Source organism: Rhizobium leguminosarum, assembly GCF_001679785.1.
Classification (GTDB): domain Bacteria; phylum Pseudomonadota; class Alphaproteobacteria; order Rhizobiales; family Rhizobiaceae; genus Rhizobium; species Rhizobium leguminosarum_R.
The window spans coordinates 2,072,624-2,095,618 of record NZ_CP016286.1 but is presented as its reverse complement, the minus strand read 5'-3'; the positions used below and the strand labels follow the sequence as shown (position 1 = coordinate 2,095,618).

Below are 22,995 nucleotides of genomic sequence, written 5' to 3'. Positions count from 1 at the left end.
TCATTCACCGTTTTTAATTAAAATTGGAGTGAGTTTTTTCGGTCACTGCCCAGCCAGCCTGTGGAAGCGATAAGAGTATGGCGTTTGTTTCCTTTCCTCGGCGATCCCTTTTGCCCTTGCTGCTTTCGGCGGCGCTGACGACCTGTTCGATCAGCGACGGGCTGGTGCCGCCGGCCAATGTCGACAACGGCACCAGGGTCAGTTCGATCTCGCCGTCGCGGGGGGCAGCGCGCATGGCGCCCGCCGTGCGCATGGCGCCGGTGGAGAGCCAGGCCTCCTATCCGGTTTCCAGCGCGCCCGTCGGCAATAGCCAGGGCTCCGTCGATTACCTCGACACGCCAAACCTTGCCGGCACCGGCCAGACGGCGCGGACCGCTCCGGGGGCGCGGGCCGCACCGGCGCAGGGGGGCAGGTTGCCGATGATCGACAGCGACGAGGCACTGGCGGCAGGCCAACCGAGCGGCAACTGGGGCGGCACGCAGGCGCTAGCGATCCCGTCCGGCGGCGTCAACATGGATGACGATCTCGGGGCGGAGCCGGTCGTCGGACTGGCGCAGGAACAACAGCAACAGATCGCCGAGGGCAACGCCACCGAGCCGGTTGTCGACGGCATCGGCACCGATAACCCGACGCAGCTCAACCAGCCCATGCGCCAGCCCCCGCAGCAGCCAATGCCGCAGCCGGCGGCCGAGGCACAGATGAGCCGGGCGCCCGCCTGGAACGACGGCAGCCCTGTGGTGGCGCCGACCCGTGTTCCCGAAGAGGACGAGAGCGAAGAGGTCGCGATGCTGCGGCCGAACAATCCGATGATGAGCGAACCGGCGGCGCCCGTTGATCCCAGCGTCATGCCGTCCTCCGAGCTTGCCTGCCGACGCGAGCTGAAGCGCATGGGCGTACTCTTCGACAACAAGCCGCCGATCTCTAACGGGCCGGCCTGCCAGGTGCCCTATCCGGTGTCGCTGAAGGGGCTTTCCGGCAATATCGGCGTCCGCCCCGCCGTGACGCTGAACTGCCAGGTGACGCTTGCCTTCGCCAAATGGGTGAAGAACGAACTGGCGCCGTCCGCCCGCTACCGTTACTGGTCCGGCATCAAGACGATCCAGCCGCTCGGCGGCTATTCCTGCCGGCGCATGAACAACAGCCGGCAGAAATACAATCCGATGTCGGAACACGCCCGCGGCAACGCCATCGACGTCGGCAAGTTCGTGCTGAAGAACGGCCACGAGATCGACGTGCGCAAGAAGGGCCTGTTCTCGCTGCGCGAAGGGCGGCTTTTGAAGGCGGTGCGCAGCGACAGCTGCCGCTATTTCAACACCGTGCTCGGCCCCGGCAGCAACCCGGAGCACTGGAACCACTTCCACTTCGATCTTCGCTCCCGCAAGAGCGGCAAGGCCTATTGCGATTGATGCATGCCACCTTAAAGCGTGCGGCATGGGTGCAACTGGTGTCGCATCAATCGGGGCCCAGCTACGAGAAAACGGTTCATCCGCGCCACAAGGCACGCTATAGATCGGCGAGGCGGATTGCCGTTTCGAGAGTTTGATCCATGAGTTATGATTTCCATGTCGGCCAGAAGGTCGTCTGCATCGATGATAAATTCAAGCATGTCAGCATCGACCAGCTCATCCGCAAGGGCGAGATCTATACGATCCGCTGGGTGGGTGAATATACCCATTATATCGACGGCACCTTCATCGGGGTGAAGCTCGCGGAAATCAACCGCGGCAATGACGACGGGCCGGAGGGATATGGAGCGGCCGACATGCCCTATCGCGCCACGCGGTTCCGGCCGCTGGTGAAGGACAAGATCTCGTCACTGCGCAAGCTGTTGGCGCCGAGGCCCGATGCACCGGTGGAACCGAAGGAAAAAATCAGGAAGAAAGAGAAGGTCTGAACGCCCCACGACAGCAATCAGGCCGTCTTTCTGCTCAGGAACAGCGCGGTCTCTTTGCGACCTCAAGCACGCCGCTGCGTTGGCTGAACGCATCGGCAATGGCTTGACGGAACCTGGTGAGTTGAGGTCCGCCGGCGCCATCGCCGGACGGATAGGAGGTGAGCGCCAGGAAGACATCCTCGGGCTCAGTGATCCGCAGGCTGGCCGGATGCTGCGACATGCTCACGTTTCCAAACTGCGACCGCATCGATCGCTCGGCAGCGTCATATCCGAAGGCTTCGGCAGCCACGGCCAGTCACACCAGGCCTTTGACGAGTTTTCACATGTGCTCGACCCTGATGTCTATGAGCCGTTGCCCGATGACTGGCTGGTCGGCATCACTGATGTCGTCAACTCGACCACGGCGATCCGGTCGGGGCGCTATGAAGACGTCAACTATGCGGGCGCATCGATCATCGCCGCCCTCGGCAATGCCTGGGGATCGTTCGATTTCCCCTTCGTGTTTCGCGGAGACGGGGCCGCATTCGCCTTGCCGCCACAGGCCATCATGGCGGCGACATCGGCATTGCGGCAGGTCGCGGACTTTGCAAGAGCCGATCTCGATCTTACCCTTCGTATCGGGCTGCTGACCGTACGCGAAATCCGCACCAGTGGGCGCGACGTCAGAATTGCCCGTTATGCCGCCTCCGAGAACGCGACCTATGCGATGCTTACAGGGGGCAGGCTCAAATGGGCCGAGCAGCAGATCAAGAACGGCCGGTATCTGGTCAAGCCGGGCCGCTACGCGACGAAGCCAGACCTGACCGCCCTCAGCTGTGACTGGACCCCGTTCCCAAGCCAGCGGGGCGAGATCCTGTCGCTGCTGGTCGAGTCTCGCGACCATATCAGTCCCGAGGTCTTTGCGGCGCTGGCGAAACGCGTCCTTGCGGTTTTCAATGCCGCGCCGCGCCAATCTCATCCGCTTCCCGGTGGCATTCCCCCCGATGGAGACAGCGGGAAGCAGGTCGATGCGAAAGGCTGGTCGGAGGTCGCGGCCAATTCGGATTTCCGCAAATTCGATGATGGTTTGCGTTTGACGCTGGACTGCACGCGCGAACAGATCGACAGGGTCGAAGCGATCCTTGTTCCGGCGAGGGCGCGCGGCAAGATCAACTTCGGACTGCACCGTCAGTCGCATGCCCTGATGACCTGTCTCGTGCCATCGGACAGGCCGGATTCGCACCTGCATTTCCTCGATGGAATGGGCGGCGGCTATGCCAGGGCCGCCGAGATGATGGAGGAAGGCGCATTTTGCGATGTCGTCCGGCATCATGCTCCGTAGCTCAGGACCCAGCCGGCGCGGGGATCATGGCCGCCAAGAGATCTAAGCGGGCTTCCCCGTTTCCCAGCTGATCAGCTTTGCGAGCATTTCGCCGAGCTGAGGCGGCGCCAGCTCGGCTTCGCCTTCTATCGCGGCGAGGCTAAACCATCTAAGCTCGGTGTGTTCGTCATCGACCAGCCGCGGATAGCCATGCCACTGATCGATGCGATAGACATGGAAGGTGACGGATGCCTCAGGGGCCTTCCGATACGAGCTTTCCCGCAAACTGCCAACGCTGCGGCGTCACGCCTATTTCTTCCATCAATTCCCGGCGCATTGCCTCTCGGCGTCTTCGCCGTTTTCGATATAGCCGCCCGGCAGGCTCCAGCGATCCGGGTTCGCCTTGCGCATGGAATTGCGTCTGGCCAGAAGAACGGTTCCGTTCTGGCTCAGGGCGCCCATAGCGATCTCGGGCATCTCGTCTTCTCCGTTATGTCAGCAACTGCCGACTGATGCCGCGATCACGATTTCGCCGGTTCGCCCTGCGTTGACCGCAGGAGGTTGTCGCGCAGCGTCGTCACCGATTTCTGCACGACGGGAAAGTCGTCGCCGAGGCCGGTGGCGCCAAGCAGCGCGTCGCCGGGATCGGTTTCAACGAGTTGGCGCCCTGCCGGCGTCAGGCTGACCCGCACCTGCCGCTCGTCGGCGGGATCGCGGTGACGGGTGACATAACCATTCGACTCCAGCTTCTTGAGGATGGGCGTCAGCGTGTTGGATTCGAGAAACATCTTTTCCCCCAACACCCCGACGGTCTGGTCGTCCTCTTCGGAGAGGGCCACCATGGCGATATATTGGGTATAGGTCAGGCCAAGGTCGTCCAGGATCGCCTTGTAGGCGCGGCCGAAGGCGAGATTTGCCGAATAGACCGCGAAGCACAGAAAATTGGAAAGCTTGCGACCGCCCTTGCCCGACTGCGGAGAGGTGAGTGCAGGCATATCCGGCCCCTTAGCTGCTTTAGATGCCGGCATAGATCCATCCTGTCCAAGCTTTCTGACGATGAGATCTATATAAATCGCATCCGATTAAATCGCAATAGTGTCGAAGTCGGTTTTCGATCCTGCCGTTTGTGGTGACTCGACAAAGATCAGCGGAAACTCCTGGGAGGCTTCCCATACTTCTTGCGAAAAGCGGTCGCGAAATGGGCGGAGTCGGAGAATCCGATTTCAAAGGCGATCGCCGTCATGGGCAGTGTGCTGTTTTCGACCAGAAACCGGCCATAGCGCAATCTCGTTTCAACGATAAAACGCTTCGGAGTCATGCCGATATTGTCCTGGAAGAGACGCGCGAACTGGCGTGGTGACAGGCCGACCAGAGAGGCCACCTGTTCCGGTGAGACGTCGCGGCCTTTCCGACTCTCGATGAGAACGACGGCTCGCTGTATGCGCGAATCTTCTGTGCGGCGAAATGTTGTAGCGCGGCCGTGATCGAAGGCGCTCATGTGCTTTTGTTCCGTGAGCGAAAGCTGGTGCACAGCCTTGGCCGCCCGATCCGGTCCGCAATGCGTGCGAATGAGCTCCGTCATCAGCGACAGGACCGATACGCCGCCAGGCACGGTAATACGGCCGTTTTCGATCAGGAAGTCATCGCGCGTGGAGAAGGCAAGACGCGGGAAGGCAATTCGGAAATCCTCCGCGTGAAAGGGATGAACGCACGCCTTGCGGCCGGCGAGCAGTCCCTCCTGCGCCAATATGAAGGCGCCTGTACAAACGCCAATGACCGGGACTCCCGCTGATGCCGCCACCCTGAGATAGTCGCGATGCTTGCTAGGTGCTGCACGCAGATGTGGCAGGAGGCCACCGATAACCACGACGTAGTCGAAGTCGGTTGGGTTTGTATAGGGCGCATCGGCGTGAACCCGGATGCCGCAGCTGGCAACCGCCGCATGGCCCGGAGCCCCCATGATCGACCAGCGACAATGCAATGGACGGGAATTGTCGGCAAAGTCCGCCGCATGCCTGAGAGGCTCGACGATACCCGTCAGCGACATCATAGGGAAGGTCGGCCAGAGGAGAATGCCGACGGAGAGATCGGCCTTTCGGTCGCGTGCAACCAGAAGTCGCTCGACCCAAAGATCGTCGAGCCAGCGTACATAGCCCGGCTCGTTGGCAGATATTTCGGAAGGTTCCTCGGATGTGATCATGGCGTGTGGCGATGATAGGGTCATCATGTCCTTTTTTCAAAGAAAATGTCCGATTTATAAAATTCAGCCGCAGCTTTCAGTGTCAAGTTTTCTCTCGTCGAACGCGACATCCGGGGAGCAGAAACCACCGGACCGGGGAACCAACAAATCAAGGATCAGAACAATGGCACTTTCTCTTTCGAGAAGGATGGTGACGTGCGCTCTGCTGGCAGGCGGCTTCATGTCCCTTTCATCTATCGCCAATGCTTTCGAAGTTGCCGAGCAGGGCAAGCTGACGGTTGCCTTCACCGGCGACATGCCCGGCTCCGGCTGGCAGGACGGGAAGCTGGTGGGCTATGACGGTGAAATCATGCAGCGCGTTGCTGACAAGCTCGGGCTCAAGATTCAGCCTGCGCTCATGGAATGGTCGGGTACGATCGCCTCCGTTCAGTCAGGCCGCGTCGACGTCATGCTCGGCACCATGGGCTGGACCGAAAAGCGTACGAAGATCATGACTCTGTCCGAGCCGATCCACTACTTCAAGAACGGCATCATGCAGTCGACGAAGACGAGCTGGGACAAGCTTTCTGATCTGGAAGGCAAGAAGATCGGCACGATCACCGGCTTTTCGTTCGTCCCGGAACTGAAGAGCATCAAGGATCTCCAACTGTCGCTCTACGACACTTCCGATGCGGCCGTACGCGATCTTATCGCCGGGCGCATCGACGCTGTCATCGGCGATCCGCCGGTGATCTCCTACGCCATCAAGCAGAACCCCGATTGGAATATGCACTTCCTCGCCTTCACCGATAACAGTCCGGATTTCCCGCTGCTGACCGGTCTCGGCCAGGTCGTCTATGGCCTCAACCAGAAGAACGACGATCTGCGCCAGAAGATGGACGCCATCATCGCCGACATGTGGAAGACTTGCGAGATGAAGGAAATCGGCGCCCGCTACGGATTGTCGTCGGATGTCTGGTTCAAGCCTGTGGGTCAAAACTTCCGCGCCGGCGTCGATCGCCCCGCAGATTACAAGCTGCCGTCCTGCGCAGCTGGCGGCTGAACGAGCGTGCGGACGGAAGCTGCAATCGGCGGCTTTCGTCCACCATCTTCGCCAAGATATAATCGCATAAGGAAACGGCGATGAATGCGCTTCTGAGCGTTGCGGGCCTGCGCAAGAGCTATGGCCCTGTCGAAGTCCTGAAAGGCATCGATTTCGACGTCGCGCCAGGTGAAAAGATTGCCCTGATCGGCCCATCGGGGTCTGGGAAATCCACCTGTCTGCGCTGCATGAATTTTCTGGAAAAGCCCAGTGCCGGCGAGATCCGCCTCGATGGCGAGCGGATCGGTACGCGCAACGGCCGTATCATGAGCGATCGGCAACTTGCACCGCAGCGCGCCGAGATGGGCATGGTCTTCCAGCTCTTCAATCTCTGGCCGCATCTGTCGGTGACGGAAAACGTGGCGATCGCGGCGCGCAAGGTCCGCGGCCTGGCTGCCGCCGAGGCACGCGAACTGGCTTTGGAGATGCTGGCCAAAGTCCATATGACGCACCGCGCTGAAGCCTCACCGCTCGAGCTGTCCGGCGGCCAGCAACAGCGTGTCGCGATTGCGCGGGCGCTTGCCCAGAAGCCAAAGCTCATGCTGTTCGACGAGCCGACATCGGCACTCGATCCCGAACTGGTCCAGGAGGTTCTGAAAGTGATGGAGGAGCTGGCAGACGAAGGGCGCACGATGCTGATCGTCACGCACGAGATCGCGTTTGCGCGCGACATTGCCGACCGCGTCCTGTTTCTCGACGGCGGCACGATCGTGGAATCCGGCCCGGCACGCCAGGTCATAACCGCTCCCCGCGAGGCGCGCACGCAAGCGTTTCTCAACAAGATCCGGCACTAGGCGTGTCATGATTGGATTTTCTGTATTCTTCTCGGTCGTCCAGGGGCTCGTCGCCGGGCTTGGCGTAACCGTTTTCGTCACGATCGCCTCGCTGGCGCTCGCAGCCGCCTTCGGGTTCCTTCTCGCTCTGCTCAGACAATTTGCTGGGATCAAATTCATCAATCTCGCGATCGATGCCGGCTGCGAAATCCTCTGCAATGTGCCGGCCTTGACGCATCTGTTCATCCTCTACTTCGGGCTTGCCAGCCTCGGCGTGAAATTGACGTCGATCACGGCGGCCATCCTGGGCCTCGGGCTCATCGGGGCGGCGATCACCTGCGCAATCTTTCGCGCCGGTTTTGCTGCGCTGCCGAGCGGGCAGGCGGAGGCGGCGCTTGCTGCAGGGCTGACCCCACTCCAGACCATCTTTGAGATCCTGACGCCGCAGGCCATGCGGATAGCGCTTCCGGGGCTCGGAAACTACGCGGTGCAGCTTCTCAAGGATACATCCGTCGTCTCGGCCATTGCGGCGCCGGAAATCATGTTCTTCGCCCGTTCAATGGTGACGTCGTCCTTCCAGACAACAATGATCTATGCGACGGCGGCGGCACTCTACCTGTTGCTGAGCCTGCCATTGATGCAGGTCACGCAGTTCCTCGAAAGACGTTACGGGAGATTGAAAGGATGAGTGCTTTCCTGGCCCCCTATGGCGATTATGGTGCCGAATGGCTGCCTCTGCTGCTGCGGGCGATGGTGAATACGGCGCTGCTTTCCGTTTGTGCCTTTGCCCTGGCCTTCGTTTTCGGCCTGCTGCTTTCGCTCTGCCAGAAATCCAGTTTCGCAGCTCTGAGGTATTTTGCGGCTCTTTATGTGACGATCGTGCGGGGCGTGCCGCTATTGGCGGTTCTGTTTCTGCTTTATTTCGGCTTGCCGGGCATCGGGGTCGTCTTCGATGCTTTCGGTGCGGCGATTGCCAGCCTGGCGTTGTGTTTCGCGGCCCAGGTCGCCGAGCTTTTCCGCGCCGGTCTGAAGGCTATACCGGCGGGGCAGAGCGAGGCAGCGCTGGCCGCGGGCTTTACCCCGGCCCAGAGCTTTGTCCTGATCATCCTGCCGCAGGTCGCGCGTGTCATCCTGGCGCCGATGATCATCACCTTCGTCTCGCTGCTCAAGGATTCTTCTCTCGCTTCGCTGATTACCGTCGACGAACTGGTGCTCACGGGGCGGTCAATGGCGACGGAGTATTTCCTTCCGTTGCAAATCTATGTTGCCGTCGGGCTCTGCTATTTCGCGATAGCCTGGCCGTTTTCGGTCCTCTCGCGCCGGCTAGCCCTTCCGGCCGCCCGCTAACTCGTCATCACAAGGCCAAGATCATGACCACTGAAACGACCGTTGCCACGGGCAACGCACGTCGACCTGCAACGCAATCGCATGAACCTCGCTGGCCGGTGATCCTCATGACGCCCGACGTCAGCGAGGCGCCTGATGCTCCGACCGAGACGGAGTATGTGGTGCGCGCCAACTATGCGGATGCCATAGCCGAGGCAGGGGGAATTCCTTTGATCTTGCCTTACAACACCCGGAACCTGGCATCGGCGTTGGCACTCGCCGATGGAATTGTCCTTACCGGTGCGCGGCCAGGGACCGAGGTGACAGGCGCGCGCAGACAGTTCGAAATTCAGCTGGTCGAGCAGGCCTTGAAAACGGGCAAGCCGCTTCTCGGCATATGCCACGGCATGCAACTGATCGGTGAATGCCTTGGGGGCGAATTTCAAACCGAGCTGCCGGCCGCCGCCGTATCCCACATCCCGCAAGATATCCCCGACGTTTTGGCGCACGAGATCATCCTCGAGCAAGGCAGCGTGCTGACCGATTGGGTGGGGAAGGGGCCGGCACGCGTCAACAGCCTGCACCGGCATGCTTTGGCCGGCCAAGGACGCTTCCGTGTCGCCGCGCGGGCGCTGGACGGAACCATCGAAGCATTCGAAGGGGACACGGACGGCTTTTGCCTCGGCATCCAGTGGCACCCCGAATACCGGCTGAGCGAACTCGACAGGAATATCATGAGGGCCTTCGTCGACCGCAGCGCAGAAGCAGCAGTCCGCAAGGCACGCAGTGCTTCATCGGCTGGAAGCAATCGTGTGCGCGCACGACTGGCACGGCTTGAGTTTGCTCTGCCGGAAGCATCCTCGCCGCCAGGCGCATTTTCCGGTGCTGTGCGGACCGGCAATATCATCACCGTTTCAGGTCAGGTGCCGCTGAAGGATGGTGTGGTGCTGCGGACGGGACATCTCGGAGCATGCGTTTCCATCGAAGAGGGGCGAGAATGCGCGCGCTGGGCGCTTCTTAATGCGCTTGCACAGCTGGAGGGGGCTGCGGGCGGCTTTGACAACATCCTGGGCTTCGTCCGGCTCGCGGGCTATGTCGCGGCGGATGCTGCTTTCGAGCGCCACGGCGCCGTAATCGATGGGGCTTCCGAACTGCTCCGAGAGCTCTTCCCGGATCGATGGGCGCATGCCCGCATCGCAATCGGCGTAACATCCCTGCCGCGCGGGGTTCCCGTTGAGGTCGAGTTGACGGCCGTCGTCGGCGACGAGGCTTGAGATGGCACGCGTTGCGGTGATCGGCGCCGGCGTCATCGGCGTATCGTCGGCCTATCTTCTGGCCCGGGCGGGGCATGATGTGACACTTATCGATGCGGCAAGCGAGCCGGGCATGGGAGCGAGTGCCGGCAACGCCGCGCAGCTGTCCTGGGCCTACGGTGACGCAATGGCATCACCAGCCCTGCTGAAGCATCTGCCAGCGATTGCGATGGGCCGCGATCCGGCCTTCCGGATCCGCTGGCAACTCGATCGGGACTTTTTCTGCTGGGGCCTGAAATTTATTGCCAATACCCGGTTCAGGCGTTGGTGGAACAATACGCAGGAGATCCTGCGCCTTGCCGAACAATCCCGTCACGAGCTCGCAATCCTGCTTAAAGAAACCGATGTCGAATTCGACTATCGTGTCGCCGGAAAACTGCACCTCTACGCCGATCGGCAAAGTTTTGCTGCCGCCGATTCCAGTGTCGCGCGCAAGAATGCCCTCGGCTTCGAACAGCGCCTGCTGACGCGGGTGGAGGCGGAAGACGTGGAGCCTGCGCTCGCCGCATATCAGGGAGAGATTGCCGGCGCCGTTTATACACCCAGTGATGCCCTTGGCGATGCGGCCGGATTTTGCCGCCAACTCACCGCCTGGATGATCGAGCGCGGGCAAGTCTCGGTGCTCTTCGGCAGGAGGGTCTCGAGCTTCGTCCAAACGGGAGGCGTGCTGACGGGGCTGCGGTTCGAGGACCGCGACGAGCTTCGCGTCGACGCAGCCATCGTCGCCGCAGGACCGCAGATCCGTTCCCTCATATCCGATTTGCCCGAGGCCCGAGACATACGCCCCATCAGAGGCTACTCGTTCACCGTTCGAAGAACTGGCCTTGCACCAAGTATCAGCCTGACCGACGTCAAGCGAAAGCTTGCTTTTGCGGCAATCGGCGACCGTTTTCGTGTCGCCGGACTGGCAGATATCGAGCGTCCGGGGGCCGGTTTTGATGCCAGACGTTTCGACACGCTCAAGCTGGCCGCCTCCGCGGTGCTGCCCGACCTTTTCGAGCGTTCGGATGAACTGATGAGATGGTCGGGCGAGAGGCCTGTGACACCGACCTCCAGGCCCATTATCGCCGGTTCCCGACACATCAAAGGTCTCTACATCAATGCCGGTCACGGCATGCTGGGTTGGACACTCGCATTGGGCTCCGCCCGCCGCGTGGTCGATCTTGTTCAACAAGTCGGTGGCTGGGGCCGCCCGGTGCTATAGTAGCGGACGCCATCCGCCTGTCGCAGCGTTCCGGCAGATGTGGGGATTTCGCTCAATTCATACTTCTTCACATCCGTCTGATCGCACCGGATCATAAAATCCGGAACGCCGTGAGTGTGGATTGACCCTTAGGCCGCGTGGACTCTTGGGATTCCCAAGTTTGAGCAAATCAGATTCAAGACTGTCTTTTGGAGGCAGTCATGGGTGTTTTGGATCGATTGGTGCTGCGGGATGAACAGTGGGAGCGGATCGCTCCCCACATCATTGGTGACGAGCGCACGCGCGGTTCGTCAGGCCGCGACAACCGAATGTTTGTGGAGGCCGTGCTTTGGATCGTACGCACTGGCTCGCCCTGGCGTGACCTACCAGAGGTCTTCGGCGAGTGGAACAGTGTCTTCCGCCGTTTTAGCCGCTGGAGCCAGAAGGGTATCTGGTGGCGCATGTTTGCGGCGATGTCAGACGATCCAGATTTTGAATATCTGATCGTCGACTCCACCATCATCCGCGCCCATCAGCACGCTGCCGGCGCAAAAAGGGGGCTGAAGATCAGGCCCTTGGTCGCTCTCGCGGCGGTCTGAGCACCAAGATCCACATGGTGGTGCGCGGGTTGGGCTGCCCGGTTCGCTTCACACTCACCGCAGGCCAGAAAGGAGATGCACCGCAAGCTGATGCCCTGATCGAGGGACTTCCCGCCAAGGTCGTCATGGGTGATACCGCCTATGACAGTGATCGCCTGCGCGCCGAAATCGCCGGAAAAGGCGCAGTCGCCGTCATCCCCAACAATCCTTCTCGTGCCAAAAAATATCCGCTGGACAAGGACCTTTATGCTCAGCGCCATCTGATCGAATGCTGCTTCTCAAAACTCAAGCAGTTCCGAAGGGTCGCCACGCGCTTCGAGAAAACCGCCCGAAACTACCAAGCTGTCGTCACTATCGCCGCAACCGTGCTATGGCTCAGATAACTGTCCACACGGCCTAGAACAGGATGACTTTAGGTCGGGTCGGCCTAAAATCTGAATCCTGTTCTAAATTAAAGAGTTAGAGCATGATGTCGTCCGAAAACCGCTCACACTTGTCGGCATCATGCTCTAGCCGAATTTCTCTGTCGTATCTGCCTTGCCGAACACCCAGTAGCCGGAAGCCTTGATCCAGCCGAGCGGGCAACCTCGTTCCAGCAGGTAGGCGCGGATATCGCGTGTCACCGAGGCTTCCGCCGCGACCCAGATGAAGGTTTCCGGTTTGATATCGACCGTGCTCAAGAGTTTCAGCAGTGCAGTGGCATCGGTTGCCTGAGAAAGCGGCCGGTGTGCCCAGCGGACGTACAGTTCGGCTGATGTCTCGAAGGTCTGCTCTTCCAGCGGGCCGATGACGGCTGCGATTGTGGTGACGACGGTTCCGGCGCCGCTTTCCTCGATCCGGCGGCCGATCGCCGGCAGAGCGGTTTCGTCGCCGATCAGCAGCCATCGTTTTACGGTCTTCGACACTACGGCGGAGCCTCTTGGTCCGCCGATCTCGAGCCTGTCGCCCGGGCGGGCGTCGATCGCCCATCGCGTCACCGGACCTGCTTCATGCAAGGCAAAGTCGATGGTCAATCTCCGCTCGGCATTGTCATAGCGGCGCGGCGTGTAGTCACGGTGCTCTTCTCCACCATCGGCTGTGGGAATGAAGATCTTGATGTGGTCGTCCGCACCGAGGCTGATGAAATCGGCGAGATCGTCACCTGCCAAAATGACCCGGCGCATGCTCGGAGTGATATCGACGACGCTTTCGACTGTCAGTAAGCGCCGCCGCGTGTCGTGGCGAATCCGCTCGATGCCAGGGGTCGATGAAGCTTGATCTTTGAATTGATTGTTATCCATGTGTCCTTCCGGGGCTTCTGAAGCTCGATCCGCAGGACACAGTCGCGCAGATCGAAGCCGCAAAGCCGTTCGATCATACGCGTTGAGTGACGTTAACGCTTACGTGGCCGGGTGACCCGACCATTGACGGCATGATGTAGCCGACGGCGACAACATGTGCAACGGCAAGGTGGTCAACAAGGGCGATGATTGCCAAAGCTTAACTTTCCGGTGCCGTTCCGGTTGGGGCAATGATCGGCCGATCGAACGCATCCGAGTTGGGCCGCATTGTGGAGTGAGTGAGAGTGTGGATGCTCTGTCTATATAGACGGCAATATAGACGGTGCTTCACACATGGACTTGATGAATGATCTCACCGGGCATTTTAGCCGGATGGAGATTGTCGATAGCGGGCGTCGCCGGCGTTTCACGGATGAAGCGAAGCTAGCGATTGTGGCTGAGAGTTATAACGGCCCGCGGCAGGTGACGGCCACGGCGCAGCGTCATGGGATCACGCGCTGGCAGTTGAATGCCTGGCGCAGGGCCGCCCGGGAAGGACGGCTTGTCCACCGCTCGACAAACGGGTTTGTTCCAGCGATCGTCGTTGCCGAGCCGGTTGTTGCGAACACGCCACCTGCGGCGACTGTCGCTGTGCCGCCGCCTGTCAGCGACCACGGTCGCATGGAGGTGGTGAGTGCGAACGACCGGCGTGTGATCGTCGGTCGGGATGTCGACGTGGACGTCCTGCTGCGGATTATGCGGGGTCTGGAGACGTTGCGATGAACCCGTTTCCGATGGGAACGGGTGTCAAGGTTTGGTTGTCGACCGGACATACAGACATGCGGTGCGGCTTTCCTTCGCTAGCCCTTCGGGTGCAGGAAGTGTTGAAGCATGACCCGCTGGGCGGTCATCTGTTCTGCTTCCGGGGCCGCCGAGGTGATCTGGTAAAATTGATCTGGCATGATGGCCAGGGCGCATGCCTGTTCACGAAAAAATTGGAACGCGGCCGGTTTATCTGGCCGAATGTAGAGGGCGGCGCGGTGGCAATCACGCCGGCGCAGCTTTCTTATTTGCTGTCCGGAATTGACTGGCGAGCCCCTCAGGAAACCTGGCGCCCGACGCGGGTTTGAACGTCTTTTGCATTGAATTTGTTGGATAAATATGCTTCTATGACAGCATGTCGTTACCGCCTCTCTCACTGCCGGACGATCTTGCCAGCGCCCACGCCGCGTTGCTGGCGGAACGCGAGGCGCGGATACGCGCTGAGGCTGAAGCGAGCAGTGCAAAAGCAAAACTTTCCGGCATTGAGGCGCTCAACGCCCATCTGCAATTGCTGATCGCCAAGTTGGAGCGCGACAAACACGGTCCGAGCCGGGAGCGCACCCAGCGGCTGATCGACCAGATGGAATTGCAGCTTGAGGAACTGGTCGCTGATGCGACCGAGGATGAGCTTGCGTCAGAGGCGGCCTCAGCGAAAACACAGACCGTTCGTGCCTTCACCCGCAAGCGCCCGGTGCGCAAACCCTGGCCAGAAAATATTGAGCGCGAACGTCTCGTCGTCGACGCGCCGACCGCCTGCACCCATTGTGGCAGCGAGCGTCTGTCGAAGCTTGGTGAGGATACTACCGAGACGCTGGAGGAGGTCCCGCGCCGCTTCAAGATCGTCGAAACCGTCCGGGAGAAATTTACCTGCCGGGACTGTGGCTGCATCAGCCAGGCGCCGGCGCCTTTCCATGCCACGTCGCGCGGCTTCCTTGGCCCCAACCTTCTTTCCACGATCGTCTTCGACAAATTCTCCGAGCATCAGCCCCTGAACCGCCAAAGTCGCCGGTTCCGCAGCGAGGGGATTGATCTGTCAACCCAGACGCTCGCCGACCAGGTTGGCTACGTCAGCGCCGCCGTCAAGCCACTCTTCGATATGATCGAAACCCACGTGTTTGCGGCCGAGCGCCTCCACGGCGATGACACCACCATCCCGATCCTGGCCAAGGGGCAGTGCATTACCGGCCGCATATGGACTTACGTTTGCGACGACCGGCCATTTGGCGGGCAGTCGCCGCCGGCTGCCGTCTTCTACGCCTCCAGCGACCGGCGTGGCGAACATCCGCAACGACATTTGGCCGAGTTCACCGGCATCCTGCAGGCCGATTGCTACAATGGCTTCAATCCGCTCTTCGACCGGAGCAGGAAACAAATCCCGGTAACGCCAGCCTTCTGTTTTGCCCATGCGCGGCGAAAGTTCTTCGAGCTGGCCGATGTCTCTCGCAGTGCCCGGCGGGGCAAGGGCTTGAGGCCTGTCTCTGCGACGGCGCTGGAAGCGGTCAAACGCATCGATGCGCTGTTTGACATCGAGCGCGACATCAACGGCAAAAGCGCCGAAGAGCGCCTTGCCGTGCGCCAGGAAAAGAGCAAGCCGCTGCTCGACGAACTGGAGGCTTGGTTCAGGCTGGAACTCGAAGGCCTGTCGCGATCCTCACCGGTGATTGAACCCATCAACTATATGCTGTCGCGCTGGGCCGACTTTGCCAGATACGCCGACGACGGCAGGATCTGCATGACGAATAACGCGGCGGAAAGAGCCCTGCGCGGGGTTGCATGTGGAAGAAAAAACTGGAGCTTCGCCGGATCCGAGCGGGGCGCCGACCGGGCGGCCATCATGCTGACCCTTATTACGACGGCCCGCCTCAACGACATCGACCCGAAGGCTTGGCTCGCAGATGTGCTGACGCGCATCGCAGATCTTCCCGTCTCCCGCCTGCGTGAGCTCTTGCCTTGGGAATGGAAGAGGATCAAGGCGGTGGCGATATCGGTTGCCGCGTAAACAGCGTCCGAAACAGCTCCTCCGACCGCCGCAGACCCTCGTCCGTCAGCACCAGCGACTTCGACTTGTTCACCGGGTCGCCGATCATGCCCTTCTGATGCAAGCGATCCGTCGTTGCCCAGTCAAAGCCCTTCCAGGCACAACGCTCGTTATGCAGCGTTAGCCACAACAGCGCCAAAACGGCATCGTCGATCTTGTCCTCATCGATCTCCATGAACCCGACGTTACCACGCGAACCCCATTAAGTCCTGCGGCCCACCTCGGATGGATACGGCCGATCAGCGGTTATGGAGAAGACGATGGACCCCAGAATCCAGGACGTCAAGCGTGCTGCTGCCGGTCGGCAGCAGGCTTGAGGTCAGTCGGTTCGATTGAGGCTGACGTGAGACCAGCGGCCATTTTGTTTTTAGTTGCAGAAAAAAAGATGACACGTTTGAAGCTAATTTCCGACACTTTCCCGATCAAAGCTCCGCCATCGCGAGCTTTGGAGATGTGATGTCGGGAATTCTGATCGCCACCCTGTTGGCAACGGTTTCAGCAAAGATTCCTGCCGGATTTTCCAGCGGTGACCTGCTTTATTCTGATTGCGGCGGCTCCCGGCAGTTTGTCGTCGGATATGTCGCGGGTTGGTTGGACAAGTGGAACCGGGACGAATATTTGGCCCGCCGTATTTTCACCGAAGTCGTTCCTGCGCCGAAAGCAATGGTGAACTCGGCGTATTTTGCCAACTCCGTTGGGGTAAACGTCTGTGTGCCGGTTGGAACGACCGCGGAAGCAATCGGCAATACATTGTGTACATTCCTGGAAGAGAATCCCGGCATTCGCGAGGCCACCGGCGACGAGCTGATGACGACGTTGATCGCCTATAAATACCGCTGCCCCGTGCCGTAAGAACGTCAAACTCCCCCCGGCTTGTTGGTTTCGATGAAACGGCTGAGCGAGGTGGCGGCGTTCAGCATGTGGGCGCGCATGCGCCGGGATGCCATCTCACCGTCGCCTTCGGCGATCGCCTGCATGATCGCCTCGTGTTCGTCCCGGGATCGGCGGAGCCGTTCGCCCTGGCGCAGCTGCGTGCGCCGGAAGGCATTCAGGCGGTTGCGCACGGCGATCGCCTGTTCGGCAAGGAAGCTATTGTGGGTGGCGTGATAGATGGCTTCATGGAATTGGCGGTTGAAGCTGTCATAGGCATCGAAATTTCCGGCTTCGACGGTCGGCTCTGAGAGATCGTGCAGTTCGATCAGGTGGCTGCGCTCCAGCGGTGTCATGCGGTAGGTGGCGAGCCTGACACATACGGCCTCGATTTCGGCCACCGTTTCGAACATCTCCATGATGCGTTCCGGCGTCATGCGGGCGACGACACCGCCGCGTCGAGCGCGAAGCTCGACGAGACCGCCCGCCGCCAGCTGACGCAAAGCTTCCCGAACCGGCGTGCGGGAGGCGCCGAAACGATCGGCAAGCTGCTGTTCGTCCAATGCTGCGCCGGCCGCCAGCGTGCCGGTGGCGATCTCGTCCGTCAGGGCGTTGCGGATGCGGTCGGAGAGCAACCCGCGATCATCGCCGTCATCCTCAGTTTCGAAACCACTCGCCATTCCGTTATCTCCGATCTAATTTCAACATCGACGGCTCGATCGATTGTGTATACAAATGCGCTTGACCTGCCGCTCAGCGTATACACTTATGGCATCACGAAGGTGTTACGTATTCAATAATTGACTTTATATCGGATGGGAATACATAAATCTCCAGCAAGCGAGGCTTCTGCATACACGAGGCCCTTCAAATACCGAATTTGAATACGACGGGAGCCGCAACGCGGCGAAGGCCAACGTCTCGCGCCGGGCAAAGCGAACCGTTCCGACATGGCATCACAGACCAACCGATTTTGACTTGGCTTCGTTCTTCGGTCCCGAACCAGCATGCTTTCGATCCTTCAATTCCTGGACGCACAAGGAACCAGATCATGATGATGAACAGACGGACTTTCTCGGCTGCCCTTGTTGCCTGCGCCGCCGCTTCTCTGCTTGCTACCCGCGGTATGGCCGCGACATCCGCTCCCGTAAAGGTGCGCAACGTCGTGCTGGCGCACGGGCTGTTTGCCGACGGTTCGTGCTGGACCGAGGTGATCGCGCGCCTGCAGGCGGCCGGGCTCAATGCCACGGCGGTGCAGAACCCGCTGACGACGCTGCCCGAGGCCGTCGCTGCCGTGAAGCGGGTGCTCGACCGTCAGGATGGCCCGACGGTTCTGGTCGGGCATTCGTTTTCCGGCATGATGGTCACGGAGACCGGCGTGCACCCTGATGTTTCGGCGCTCGTCTATGTGGCGGCACGGGCGCCGGATGCAGGTGAGGATTATACCGCTCTCGCCAAAACCTTCCCGACGCCGCCGGCGTCCGCCGGCATCGTCTTCGACGGCGACGAGGGACGCCTCAGCGAGGAAGCATTCCTGCACGACTTCGCCGGCGACCTGCCGGAGGCGAAGGCCAAAGTTCTTTATGCCGTGCAGCAACCGTTCCAGAAGGCGCTGCTGACCGGCAAGACGACGCAGGCGGCCTGGCGTTCGAAGCCGAGCTGGTATGCCGTTTCCACCGAGGACAGGACGATCAACCCGGATCTCGAACGCTTCATGGCCAAGCGCATGGGGGCGAAGACGATAGAGGTGAAGGCCAGCCATCTGTCGCTGATCTCCCACCCTGACGAGATTGCCCGGCTGATCATCGAGGCGGCGGGGCAGAACACGAACTGATCTCAGCGGCCGGCAAAGCGGCGATGCCGTTTGCCGGCTTGCTTTGGCGATGCCATGATGCCGCGAGGGGTCGTGTCTCGACCCGTTTCCGTCATTCGGGTTTCAGCAGGTCGACGCTCGCTACAGCCACCGCCTGATGCGGGCTTTGTAGGCGAGATAAGCGTCACCGAATTTCCGCTCGAGATAGGCCTCCTCGCGGGCGACCACGCCGTAGCGGATGACGAGGTAGAACGGCACCAACAGGATGATGAGCCACAGGCTGTCGAAGGCGACGGCGAGGCCGATGAGGCCGAGGAACATACCGATGTAGATCGGGTTGCGCGTGAAGCGATAGGGGCCTTCGTCGACGATCGTCGTCGTCGGCCGGCTGAGCTGGACCTGTGTCCCCGCCCGGCGGAAGGTTGCTGCCGCCCAGATCAGCAGCGCCAGGCCGGCGAGGAACACGATGCCACCGAGCCCACCGGCAGGCATGGCCGCCGGCAGGAACGGCAGCGCATAAAGCCAGTCGAGCGCAAGCCCTGCCACGACCGTCAGCGCCCAGGCGATCGGCGGCCGCACCGCCGCGCCCGAACTGTCGCGCAAATTGCCGTTCGCCGCGTTGATGCCGCCACCCATCCGGTCTCCCCGGTCCCTGGGATTCCAGCGTATGGGGCGCGTGTTTCGTGCCATTTGTCGCGGCTCCTCCACCGGTGAGTCTACCTCGTTTCGAAAGAGATTTGAAGGCGGAGAGGCGCGGTCGAAGTTCGGAACAAGAGGCGGCCGCGGGTGTTAACCGGCAAAGCTTCCATCAAGCTTGCAGCTCCTCGTTTGCGAGACGCCACCATGCCCATCCACTTCAATCATACCATTCTGTCGGCTCGCGACAGCAAGGCCTCGGCAGATTTTCTGGCCGACATGTTGGGGCTGCCGGCGCCGCGGCGCTGGGGGCCGTTCTACATGGTCACGACCGACAACGACGCCAATCTCGATTATATGGATACTGAAGGCGAAATCGTCCGCCAACACTACGCCTTCCTGGTCGGAGACGCTGAATTCGAGGCGATATTCAATCGAATTCGCGAGCGGAACCTGCGCTACTGGGCTGACCCCGGCCAGCGGAAGCCTGATGAGACCAATGACCACGACAGCGGGCGCGGGGTCTATTTCGAAGATCCGAACGGTCATCTGATCGAAATCATCACGCGCCCCTATGGCAGTGGCGGCTGGAATCCGTGAGCTTGGCGCCAAGGGAGGCGGCGACCCCGGTGCCGATCATGGACAATCATACCAGGCGGCAGCATCCCTGAGCGGCGAGGGGCCGCCGCTCCTCTCATATCGGTCGGCGCAGCGGCCTGAACGCTGCTCGAAGCTCGGCGGAGAAGAGCTCCGGCTGCTCCCAGGCAGCGAAGTGGCCGCCCTTGTCGACCTTGTGGAAATAGATAAGGTTGCGATAGGCGCGACGGGCCCATGTCTCCGGGGCCTGATAACTCTCCCCAGGAAAGACGGTGATGGCGACCGGAAGCGCGATCTTGGAGGTCTTCTCCCCGGCCGCAAGGACGGGACTGCGCCCGCCGCCATATTCCCAGTAGATCCGGGCCGAGGAAGCGGCACTGTTGGTCAACCAGTAAAGCGTGATGTCGTCGAGCACCTCGTCGGGAGACTTTTCGGGATCGCTGCTGTCGTAGGTCCAGTGCGTGAAGCCCGGATGACCGAGCGTCCATGCCGCAAGGCCGGCCGGGGAATCCGATATGGCGTAGCCGATCGTCTGCGGCCTCGTGCCCATCATCGTGGCATAGGACCTGTTCCCCATCTTGGCTGCGGCGCTGAGGGCATCGAACGCCGCGCGTTCCTCGGTGGAGAGTCGCTGCGGCGCCGGCCCGCCCGCGGCGAGCACCGCGGCAACTTCGGGCGGCACGACAGCCGGCAGGTTGATGTGGATGCCGAGCAGACCTTGTGGCGCGAGCCGTGCCATCGCGCCGGAGACCGGCGAGCCCCAGTCGCCGCCCTGGGCGACGTAGCTGCTGTAAGCGAGGCGCTTCATCAGTTCCGCCCAGGCCCGCGCGATGCGGTCCGGCCCCCAGCCGGTGCCGGTCGGCTTGCCGGAGAAGCCGTAGCCCGGCATCGACGGAATGACCACGTCGAACGCATCTTCGGCGCGTCCGCCATGAGCGGTCGGATCGGTGAGGGGGCCGATGATCTTGAGGTTCTCGAATACCGATCCCGGCCAGCCATGGGTGATGATGACGGGCAGGGCATTCGGATGTTTCGAGTGGACGTGAATGAAGTGGATGTCTAGGCCGTCGATCTCGGTGATGAATTGCGGCAGCGCGTTCAGCTTCGCTTCCGCCTTTCGCCAGTCGTAGCCGGTGCCCCAATAATCGACGAGCGGCTTGATCTTTTCGAGCTGTATGCCCTGCGACTGGTCGTCGACCGTCTCGCGTTCGGGCCAGCGTGTTGCCAGCACGCGCCGGCGAAGGTCGAGGAGGTCCGCCTCGGGAGTGTCGACGCGAAACGGGCGGATCGCATCTCCCGCGGCAGCCGATACCGGATAGGACGGAAACAGGCTGGTCGCGCCCGCGGCGGCGATCCCGATCGCCGCGGTGGTCAGGAACCTGCGCCGGTCGCGGTTCAGGGATTGCGAGCCGGCACTTGTGAGCATTTTGAAGAGCATGGCATTGTCTCCTTTGAAGCAGACGCCTTGGGCAAGACTTCGATGAGTTCGGCCGTCGTCAGAATAGCATGGGCATAGGTCGGGCCGTTCAGCTTGTGCGCAGCATGCATCATTTGGTGCGAGAAGGCGGCCGTCGCGTCGCTCAGCAGGGTCGCGAAATAACCGAGTTCCATGGCGAAGCGGGCGGTGGATTCGATACAGGTATTCCCGCCGGATCATCTCGATGCGAGGCCGGCCGTATCGCGCAGGTGATCGGGATGCGTGCCGCCGCCCATACTTCTCGCCACCATCGCGACGATGGTTTCGAAGAGTTCGTTCTTTGCCTCGACGGCGGTGATGTCGCCCGACGCGGCGGCATAGGAGAGGGCTTCGGCGGCGCCGAGCATGGCCCAGAGGCCGGCTGCGGCGATCGTGCCGACACCGGTAAAGGGCGAAAGCGCGATGCGGCATTTCTCGATGAAGGCCGCTTCGTATTCGCGCTTGATCCTTTCGAGTTCCGGCGAGCCGGCAAGTGCTGCGATCACACCGGGGATTTCGCGGCCCTGAAGAAGCACGCAGTCGACATAGGAGGCGGCGATGACTGTGGCCCGGTCGGCGAGCGACGGCTGGCTTGCCGCAAGGGCTGCGTCCATCACAGCCGTCTGGCGGGTGTCGAATTCGCGGTAGAGCGCGGCGAGCAGGCCGGGGCGGGTTTCGAAATGATCATAGACCACGGGTTTCGTCACGCCCGCCCGCTCGGAAAGCCGGCCGAGGGTCAGCGCTTCCGTTCCCTCGTCACGGGCGATCTGCCAAGCGACGTCGAGCAACTGGCGATGCCGATCCTGCCGCGACAGGCGGCGGCGAGGTTGCGGATCGATCGGCTGACCTGTTGTTTCGGCGCTTGACATCACTATATACCAAAAGTAACTTACTGAAAGTAGCTTACCAAAGGTATACAGCCCGCGACTTCCGTCCGCAATCATTCAACAGGAGTTTTCTGCATGCACGCGCTCATCGTCGTCGCGCATCCCGATCCCAGTCGCTCACCCACGGCGTCGCCGCCCATCTTGCCGAAGGTGTCACACTTTCCGATGCCGGCCATTGCGTCGAGTTTGCCGATCTCGCGGCCGAGGGCTTCGATCCCCGGTTCACCGCGGTCGATATCGCCCTGCATCTGAGGAAAGGGGTGCTGCCCGCCGACGTTGCCGCCGAGCAGGCAAGGATCGACCGCGCCGATGCGCTGGTGCTCGTCTATCCCGTCTACTGGTGGTCGATGCCGGGGCTGCTCAAGGGATGGATCGACCGGGTGTTCACGAATGGCTGGGCTTACGACGATCGCGCGGATGCCGGGCTCGTGAAGCTGCTTGGCCGTCTCCCGGTGCATCTGGTCGGCCTCGGCGGCGCCGATGCGGGGACCTATACGCGGCACGGTTATTTCGGCGCGATGAAGACGCAGATCGATCACGGGATCTTCGACTATTGCGGCGCCCGCGTCGTGACATCGGAGCTGTTGCTCGAAGCCGGACCGGACCATGCGGCCGCCCATCTGGAGACTGCGCGCGCCGTTGGCCGCAGGCTCTTCGTCACATCCGGGCGAAACGAGGCGACTGACGCCGCGTAAAGGTGTCTGAGTGCCGGTAAGGTTTATCGGCTGGCTAAGGCAGAGTCTTGCGCCGCCGGCCTTTTCACGAGACAAGCCTTGGATGAGTATTCCGACGACACATCCCTTCGCCTTCGATCCAACCTACGGCATGCAGGTCGAAGAGCTTCTTGCGGTCGAGCCGCCCGAGGCGCCTGATTGCTTCGATGCGTTCTGGGAGGCGCGTTATCTCGAGGCGCTGACGGTCGATCCGCAGCCGGTGCTTTCCCGTAGC

The 22,995-nt window shown here is 61.3% G+C and carries 25 protein-coding genes and 5 pseudogenes; 18 read left to right on the top strand and 12 right to left on the bottom strand.

The window, feature by feature from the left end:
• Positions 1-77: 77 nt before the first annotated feature.
• Positions 78-1,406 (top strand): extensin family protein, encoded by a 1,329-nt coding sequence (locus tag BA011_RS10510; protein WP_065280404.1) that lies wholly within the window; start codon positions 78-80, stop codon positions 1,404-1,406.
• Between the two features lie 140 nt (positions 1,407-1,546).
• Entirely contained in the window at positions 1,547-1,894 is a 348-nt protein-coding gene (locus BA011_RS10505) for a CAP-Gly domain protein (RefSeq protein ID WP_065280403.1), read from the top strand.
• A gap of 17 nt (positions 1,895-1,911) precedes the next feature.
• On the opposite strand, the pseudogene BA011_RS10500 reads toward BA011_RS10505, so the two are convergent.
• Positions 1,912-2,180: pseudogene (locus tag BA011_RS10500) on the bottom strand (SAM-dependent methyltransferase); the annotation flags it as partial.
• Between BA011_RS10500 and BA011_RS10495 the strand changes: the two are divergent.
• Entirely contained in the window at positions 2,103-3,215 is a 1,113-nt protein-coding gene (locus BA011_RS10495; protein WP_237352631.1) for a DUF3095 family protein, read from the top strand. The pseudogene BA011_RS10500 and the gene BA011_RS10495 overlap by 78 nt on opposite strands.
• A gap of 42 nt (positions 3,216-3,257) precedes the next feature.
• On the opposite strand, the gene BA011_RS46535 is transcribed toward BA011_RS10495, so the two are convergent.
• From BA011_RS46535 to BA011_RS10480, 4 genes and pseudogenes are all read right to left on the bottom strand, one after another.
• The gene (locus tag BA011_RS46535) at positions 3,258-3,479 is read right to left on the bottom strand and encodes a hypothetical protein (protein WP_420493436.1); all 222 of its coding nucleotides are present in this window, start codon (positions 3,477-3,479) and stop codon (positions 3,258-3,260) included.
• Positions 3,448-3,605, bottom strand: a pseudogene (locus BA011_RS46530) (NUDIX domain-containing protein). The gene BA011_RS46535 and the pseudogene BA011_RS46530 overlap by 32 nt, the downstream one beginning before the upstream one ends.
• A 110-nt stretch (positions 3,606-3,715) precedes the next feature.
• Entirely contained in the window at positions 3,716-4,189 is a 474-nt protein-coding gene (locus tag BA011_RS10485; protein ID WP_151343443.1) for a MarR family winged helix-turn-helix transcriptional regulator, read from the bottom strand.
• 149 nt (positions 4,190-4,338) lie between these two features.
• Complete coding sequence (locus tag BA011_RS10480; RefSeq protein WP_065280400.1) at positions 4,339-5,394, bottom strand: GlxA family transcriptional regulator; 1,056 nt, start codon at positions 5,392-5,394, stop codon at positions 4,339-4,341.
• Positions 5,395-5,557: 163 nt separating this feature from the next.
• Here BA011_RS10480 and BA011_RS10475 point away from each other — a divergent pair, with 163 nt between their 5' ends.
• The 7 genes from BA011_RS10475 (at position 5,558) to BA011_RS41440 (ending at position 12,052) form a co-directional block, all read left to right on the top strand.
• Entirely contained in the window at positions 5,558-6,436 is an 879-nt protein-coding gene (locus BA011_RS10475) for an ABC transporter substrate-binding protein (RefSeq protein ID WP_065280399.1), read from the top strand.
• A gap of 80 nt (positions 6,437-6,516) precedes the next feature.
• Positions 6,517-7,269 (top strand): amino acid ABC transporter ATP-binding protein, encoded by a 753-nt coding sequence (locus BA011_RS10470; RefSeq protein WP_065280398.1) that lies wholly within the window; start codon positions 6,517-6,519, stop codon positions 7,267-7,269.
• A gap of 7 nt (positions 7,270-7,276) precedes the next feature.
• Positions 7,277-7,936 (top strand): amino acid ABC transporter permease, encoded by a 660-nt coding sequence (locus tag BA011_RS10465; RefSeq protein ID WP_065280397.1) that lies wholly within the window; start codon positions 7,277-7,279, stop codon positions 7,934-7,936.
• Complete coding sequence (locus BA011_RS10460; protein ID WP_065280396.1) at positions 7,933-8,595, top strand: amino acid ABC transporter permease; 663 nt, start codon at positions 7,933-7,935, stop codon at positions 8,593-8,595. Before BA011_RS10465 ends, BA011_RS10460 begins: the two co-directional genes overlap by 4 nt.
• A gap of 23 nt (positions 8,596-8,618) precedes the next feature.
• Complete coding sequence (locus BA011_RS10455; protein ID WP_065280395.1) at positions 8,619-9,848, top strand: Atu1372/SO_1960 family protein; 1,230 nt, start codon at positions 8,619-8,621, stop codon at positions 9,846-9,848.
• A 1-nt stretch (position 9,849) separates the two neighbouring features.
• Positions 9,850-11,091 carry an FAD-dependent oxidoreductase gene (locus tag BA011_RS10450; protein WP_065280394.1) on the top strand — a complete coding sequence of 414 codons (1,242 nt, stop codon included), beginning with the start codon at positions 9,850-9,852 and terminating at the stop codon, positions 11,089-11,091.
• Between the two features lie 200 nt (positions 11,092-11,291).
• Positions 11,292-12,052, top strand: a protein-coding gene (locus BA011_RS41440; protein WP_130672637.1) for an IS5 family transposase whose coding sequence is annotated in 2 segments (ribosomal slippage) — positions 11,292-11,619 and positions 11,619-12,052 — 762 coding nt in all. Because the reading frame shifts where the segments join, the coding sequence is not laid out codon by codon here.
• A 126-nt stretch (positions 12,053-12,178) separates the two neighbouring features.
• Here the strand turns inward: BA011_RS41440 and BA011_RS10435 are convergent.
• Positions 12,179-12,949: a siderophore-interacting protein gene (locus BA011_RS10435; protein ID WP_065280393.1), complete on the bottom strand. Its 771-nt coding sequence runs from the start codon at positions 12,947-12,949 to the stop codon at positions 12,179-12,181.
• A gap of 333 nt (positions 12,950-13,282) precedes the next feature.
• Here BA011_RS10435 and tnpA point away from each other — a divergent pair, with 333 nt between their 5' ends.
• The 3 genes from tnpA to tnpC are packed head-to-tail and all read left to right on the top strand — an operon-like array spanning position 13,283 to position 15,749.
• Positions 13,283-13,711: an IS66-like element accessory protein TnpA gene (gene tnpA / locus BA011_RS10430; RefSeq protein WP_041365281.1), complete on the top strand. Its 429-nt coding sequence runs from the start codon at positions 13,283-13,285 to the stop codon at positions 13,709-13,711.
• Positions 13,708-14,058: an IS66 family insertion sequence element accessory protein TnpB gene (gene tnpB, locus BA011_RS10425; RefSeq protein WP_064246224.1), complete on the top strand. Its 351-nt coding sequence runs from the start codon at positions 13,708-13,710 to the stop codon at positions 14,056-14,058. The genes tnpA and tnpB overlap by 4 nt, the downstream gene beginning before the upstream one ends.
• Positions 14,059-14,105: 47 nt before the next feature.
• Positions 14,106-15,749 (top strand): IS66 family transposase, encoded by a 1,644-nt coding sequence (gene tnpC / locus BA011_RS10420; protein ID WP_064246225.1) that lies wholly within the window; start codon positions 14,106-14,108, stop codon positions 15,747-15,749.
• Here tnpC and BA011_RS10415 read toward each other — a convergent pair.
• Positions 15,718-15,963 carry a DUF6429 family protein gene (locus BA011_RS10415; protein WP_041365332.1) on the bottom strand — a complete coding sequence of 82 codons (246 nt, stop codon included), beginning with the start codon at positions 15,961-15,963 and terminating at the stop codon, positions 15,718-15,720. The two genes, tnpC and BA011_RS10415, sit on opposite strands and share 32 nt — an antisense overlap.
• 281 nt (positions 15,964-16,244) lie before the next feature.
• Here BA011_RS10415 and BA011_RS10410 point away from each other — a divergent pair, with 281 nt between their 5' ends.
• Positions 16,245-16,640: a hypothetical protein gene (locus BA011_RS10410; RefSeq protein WP_003540671.1), complete on the top strand. Its 396-nt coding sequence runs from the start codon at positions 16,245-16,247 to the stop codon at positions 16,638-16,640.
• 5 nt (positions 16,641-16,645) lie between these two features.
• Here the strand turns inward: BA011_RS10410 and BA011_RS10405 are convergent, their stop codons facing one another.
• Positions 16,646-17,338, bottom strand: a complete 693-nt coding sequence (locus tag BA011_RS10405) for a GntR family transcriptional regulator (RefSeq protein ID WP_065280392.1) — start codon at positions 17,336-17,338, stop codon at positions 16,646-16,648.
• 371 nt (positions 17,339-17,709) lie between these two features.
• Between BA011_RS10405 and BA011_RS10400 the strand changes: the two genes are divergently transcribed.
• A complete protein-coding gene (locus BA011_RS10400) occupies positions 17,710-18,492 on the top strand; it encodes an alpha/beta fold hydrolase (RefSeq protein WP_065280391.1) in 783 nt (260 codons plus the stop codon).
• 120 nt (positions 18,493-18,612) lie between these two features.
• On the opposite strand, the gene BA011_RS10395 is transcribed toward BA011_RS10400, so the two are convergent.
• Positions 18,613-19,161: a methyltransferase family protein gene (locus tag BA011_RS10395; RefSeq protein ID WP_237352630.1), complete on the bottom strand. Its 549-nt coding sequence runs from the start codon at positions 19,159-19,161 to the stop codon at positions 18,613-18,615.
• 153 nt (positions 19,162-19,314) lie between these two features.
• Between BA011_RS10395 and BA011_RS10390 the strand changes: the two genes are divergently transcribed.
• Positions 19,315-19,707, top strand: coding sequence for a VOC family protein (locus BA011_RS10390; protein WP_065280389.1), 393 nt, complete (start codon positions 19,315-19,317; stop codon positions 19,705-19,707).
• 94 nt (positions 19,708-19,801) lie between these two features.
• Here the strand turns inward: BA011_RS10390 and BA011_RS10385 are convergent, their stop codons facing one another.
• The 3 genes and pseudogenes from BA011_RS10385 to BA011_RS10375 form a co-directional block, all read right to left on the bottom strand.
• Entirely contained in the window at positions 19,802-21,142 is a 1,341-nt protein-coding gene (locus BA011_RS10385) for an epoxide hydrolase family protein (protein ID WP_065280388.1), read from the bottom strand.
• A pseudogene (locus tag BA011_RS10380) lies at positions 21,100-21,348 on the bottom strand (isochorismatase family protein); the annotation flags it as partial. The gene BA011_RS10385 and the pseudogene BA011_RS10380, both read right to left, overlap by 43 nt.
• 9 nt (positions 21,349-21,357) lie before the next feature.
• Positions 21,358-22,029, bottom strand: a complete 672-nt coding sequence (locus tag BA011_RS10375) for a TetR/AcrR family transcriptional regulator (RefSeq protein ID WP_065280386.1) — start codon at positions 22,027-22,029, stop codon at positions 21,358-21,360.
• Positions 22,030-22,122: 93 nt separating this feature from the next.
• On the opposite strand from BA011_RS10375, the pseudogene BA011_RS10370 reads away from it, so the two are divergent.
• Both BA011_RS10370 and BA011_RS41430 read left to right on the top strand, forming a co-directional pair.
• Positions 22,123-22,742 (top strand): annotated as a pseudogene (locus BA011_RS10370) (NAD(P)H-dependent oxidoreductase).
• 82 nt (positions 22,743-22,824) lie between these two features.
• Positions 22,825-22,995 (top strand): annotated as a pseudogene (locus tag BA011_RS41430) (acetylxylan esterase); the annotation flags it as partial.

Coding starts and splice junctions, on each gene's coding strand:
- BA011_RS10510 (WP_065280404.1), top strand. CDS start 78: ATGGCGTTTGTTTCCTTTCCTCGGCGATCCCTTTTGCCCTTGCTGCTT.
- BA011_RS10505 (WP_065280403.1), top strand. CDS start 1,547: ATGAGTTATGATTTCCATGTCGGCCAGAAGGTCGTCTGCATCGATGAT.
- BA011_RS10495 (WP_237352631.1), top strand. CDS start 2,103: ATGCTGCGACATGCTCACGTTTCCAAACTGCGACCGCATCGATCGCTC.
- BA011_RS10485 (WP_151343443.1), bottom strand. CDS start 4,189: ATGCCTGCACTCACCTCTCCGCAGTCGGGCAAGGGCGGTCGCAAGCTT.
- BA011_RS10480 (WP_065280400.1), bottom strand. CDS start 5,394: ATGATCACATCCGAGGAACCTTCCGAAATATCTGCCAACGAGCCGGGC.
- BA011_RS10475 (WP_065280399.1), top strand. CDS start 5,558: ATGGCACTTTCTCTTTCGAGAAGGATGGTGACGTGCGCTCTGCTGGCA.
- BA011_RS10470 (WP_065280398.1), top strand. CDS start 6,517: ATGAATGCGCTTCTGAGCGTTGCGGGCCTGCGCAAGAGCTATGGCCCT.
- BA011_RS10465 (WP_065280397.1), top strand. CDS start 7,277: ATGATTGGATTTTCTGTATTCTTCTCGGTCGTCCAGGGGCTCGTCGCC.
- BA011_RS10460 (WP_065280396.1), top strand. CDS start 7,933: ATGAGTGCTTTCCTGGCCCCCTATGGCGATTATGGTGCCGAATGGCTG.
- BA011_RS10455 (WP_065280395.1), top strand. CDS start 8,619: ATGACCACTGAAACGACCGTTGCCACGGGCAACGCACGTCGACCTGCA.
- BA011_RS10450 (WP_065280394.1), top strand. CDS start 9,850: ATGGCACGCGTTGCGGTGATCGGCGCCGGCGTCATCGGCGTATCGTCG.
- BA011_RS10435 (WP_065280393.1), bottom strand. CDS start 12,949: ATGGATAACAATCAATTCAAAGATCAAGCTTCATCGACCCCTGGCATC.
- tnpA (WP_041365281.1), top strand. CDS start 13,283: ATGGACTTGATGAATGATCTCACCGGGCATTTTAGCCGGATGGAGATT.
- tnpB (WP_064246224.1), top strand. CDS start 13,708: ATGAACCCGTTTCCGATGGGAACGGGTGTCAAGGTTTGGTTGTCGACC.
- tnpC (WP_064246225.1), top strand. CDS start 14,106: ATGTCGTTACCGCCTCTCTCACTGCCGGACGATCTTGCCAGCGCCCAC.
- BA011_RS10415 (WP_041365332.1), bottom strand. CDS start 15,963: ATGGAGATCGATGAGGACAAGATCGACGATGCCGTTTTGGCGCTGTTG.
- BA011_RS10410 (WP_003540671.1), top strand. CDS start 16,245: ATGTCGGGAATTCTGATCGCCACCCTGTTGGCAACGGTTTCAGCAAAG.
- BA011_RS10405 (WP_065280392.1), bottom strand. CDS start 17,338: ATGGCGAGTGGTTTCGAAACTGAGGATGACGGCGATGATCGCGGGTTG.
- BA011_RS10400 (WP_065280391.1), top strand. CDS start 17,710: ATGATGATGAACAGACGGACTTTCTCGGCTGCCCTTGTTGCCTGCGCC.
- BA011_RS10395 (WP_237352630.1), bottom strand. CDS start 19,161: ATGGCACGAAACACGCGCCCCATACGCTGGAATCCCAGGGACCGGGGA.
- BA011_RS10390 (WP_065280389.1), top strand. CDS start 19,315: ATGCCCATCCACTTCAATCATACCATTCTGTCGGCTCGCGACAGCAAG.
- BA011_RS10385 (WP_065280388.1), bottom strand. CDS start 21,142: ATGCTCTTCAAAATGCTCACAAGTGCCGGCTCGCAATCCCTGAACCGC.
- BA011_RS10375 (WP_065280386.1), bottom strand. CDS start 22,029: ATGTCAAGCGCCGAAACAACAGGTCAGCCGATCGATCCGCAACCTCGC.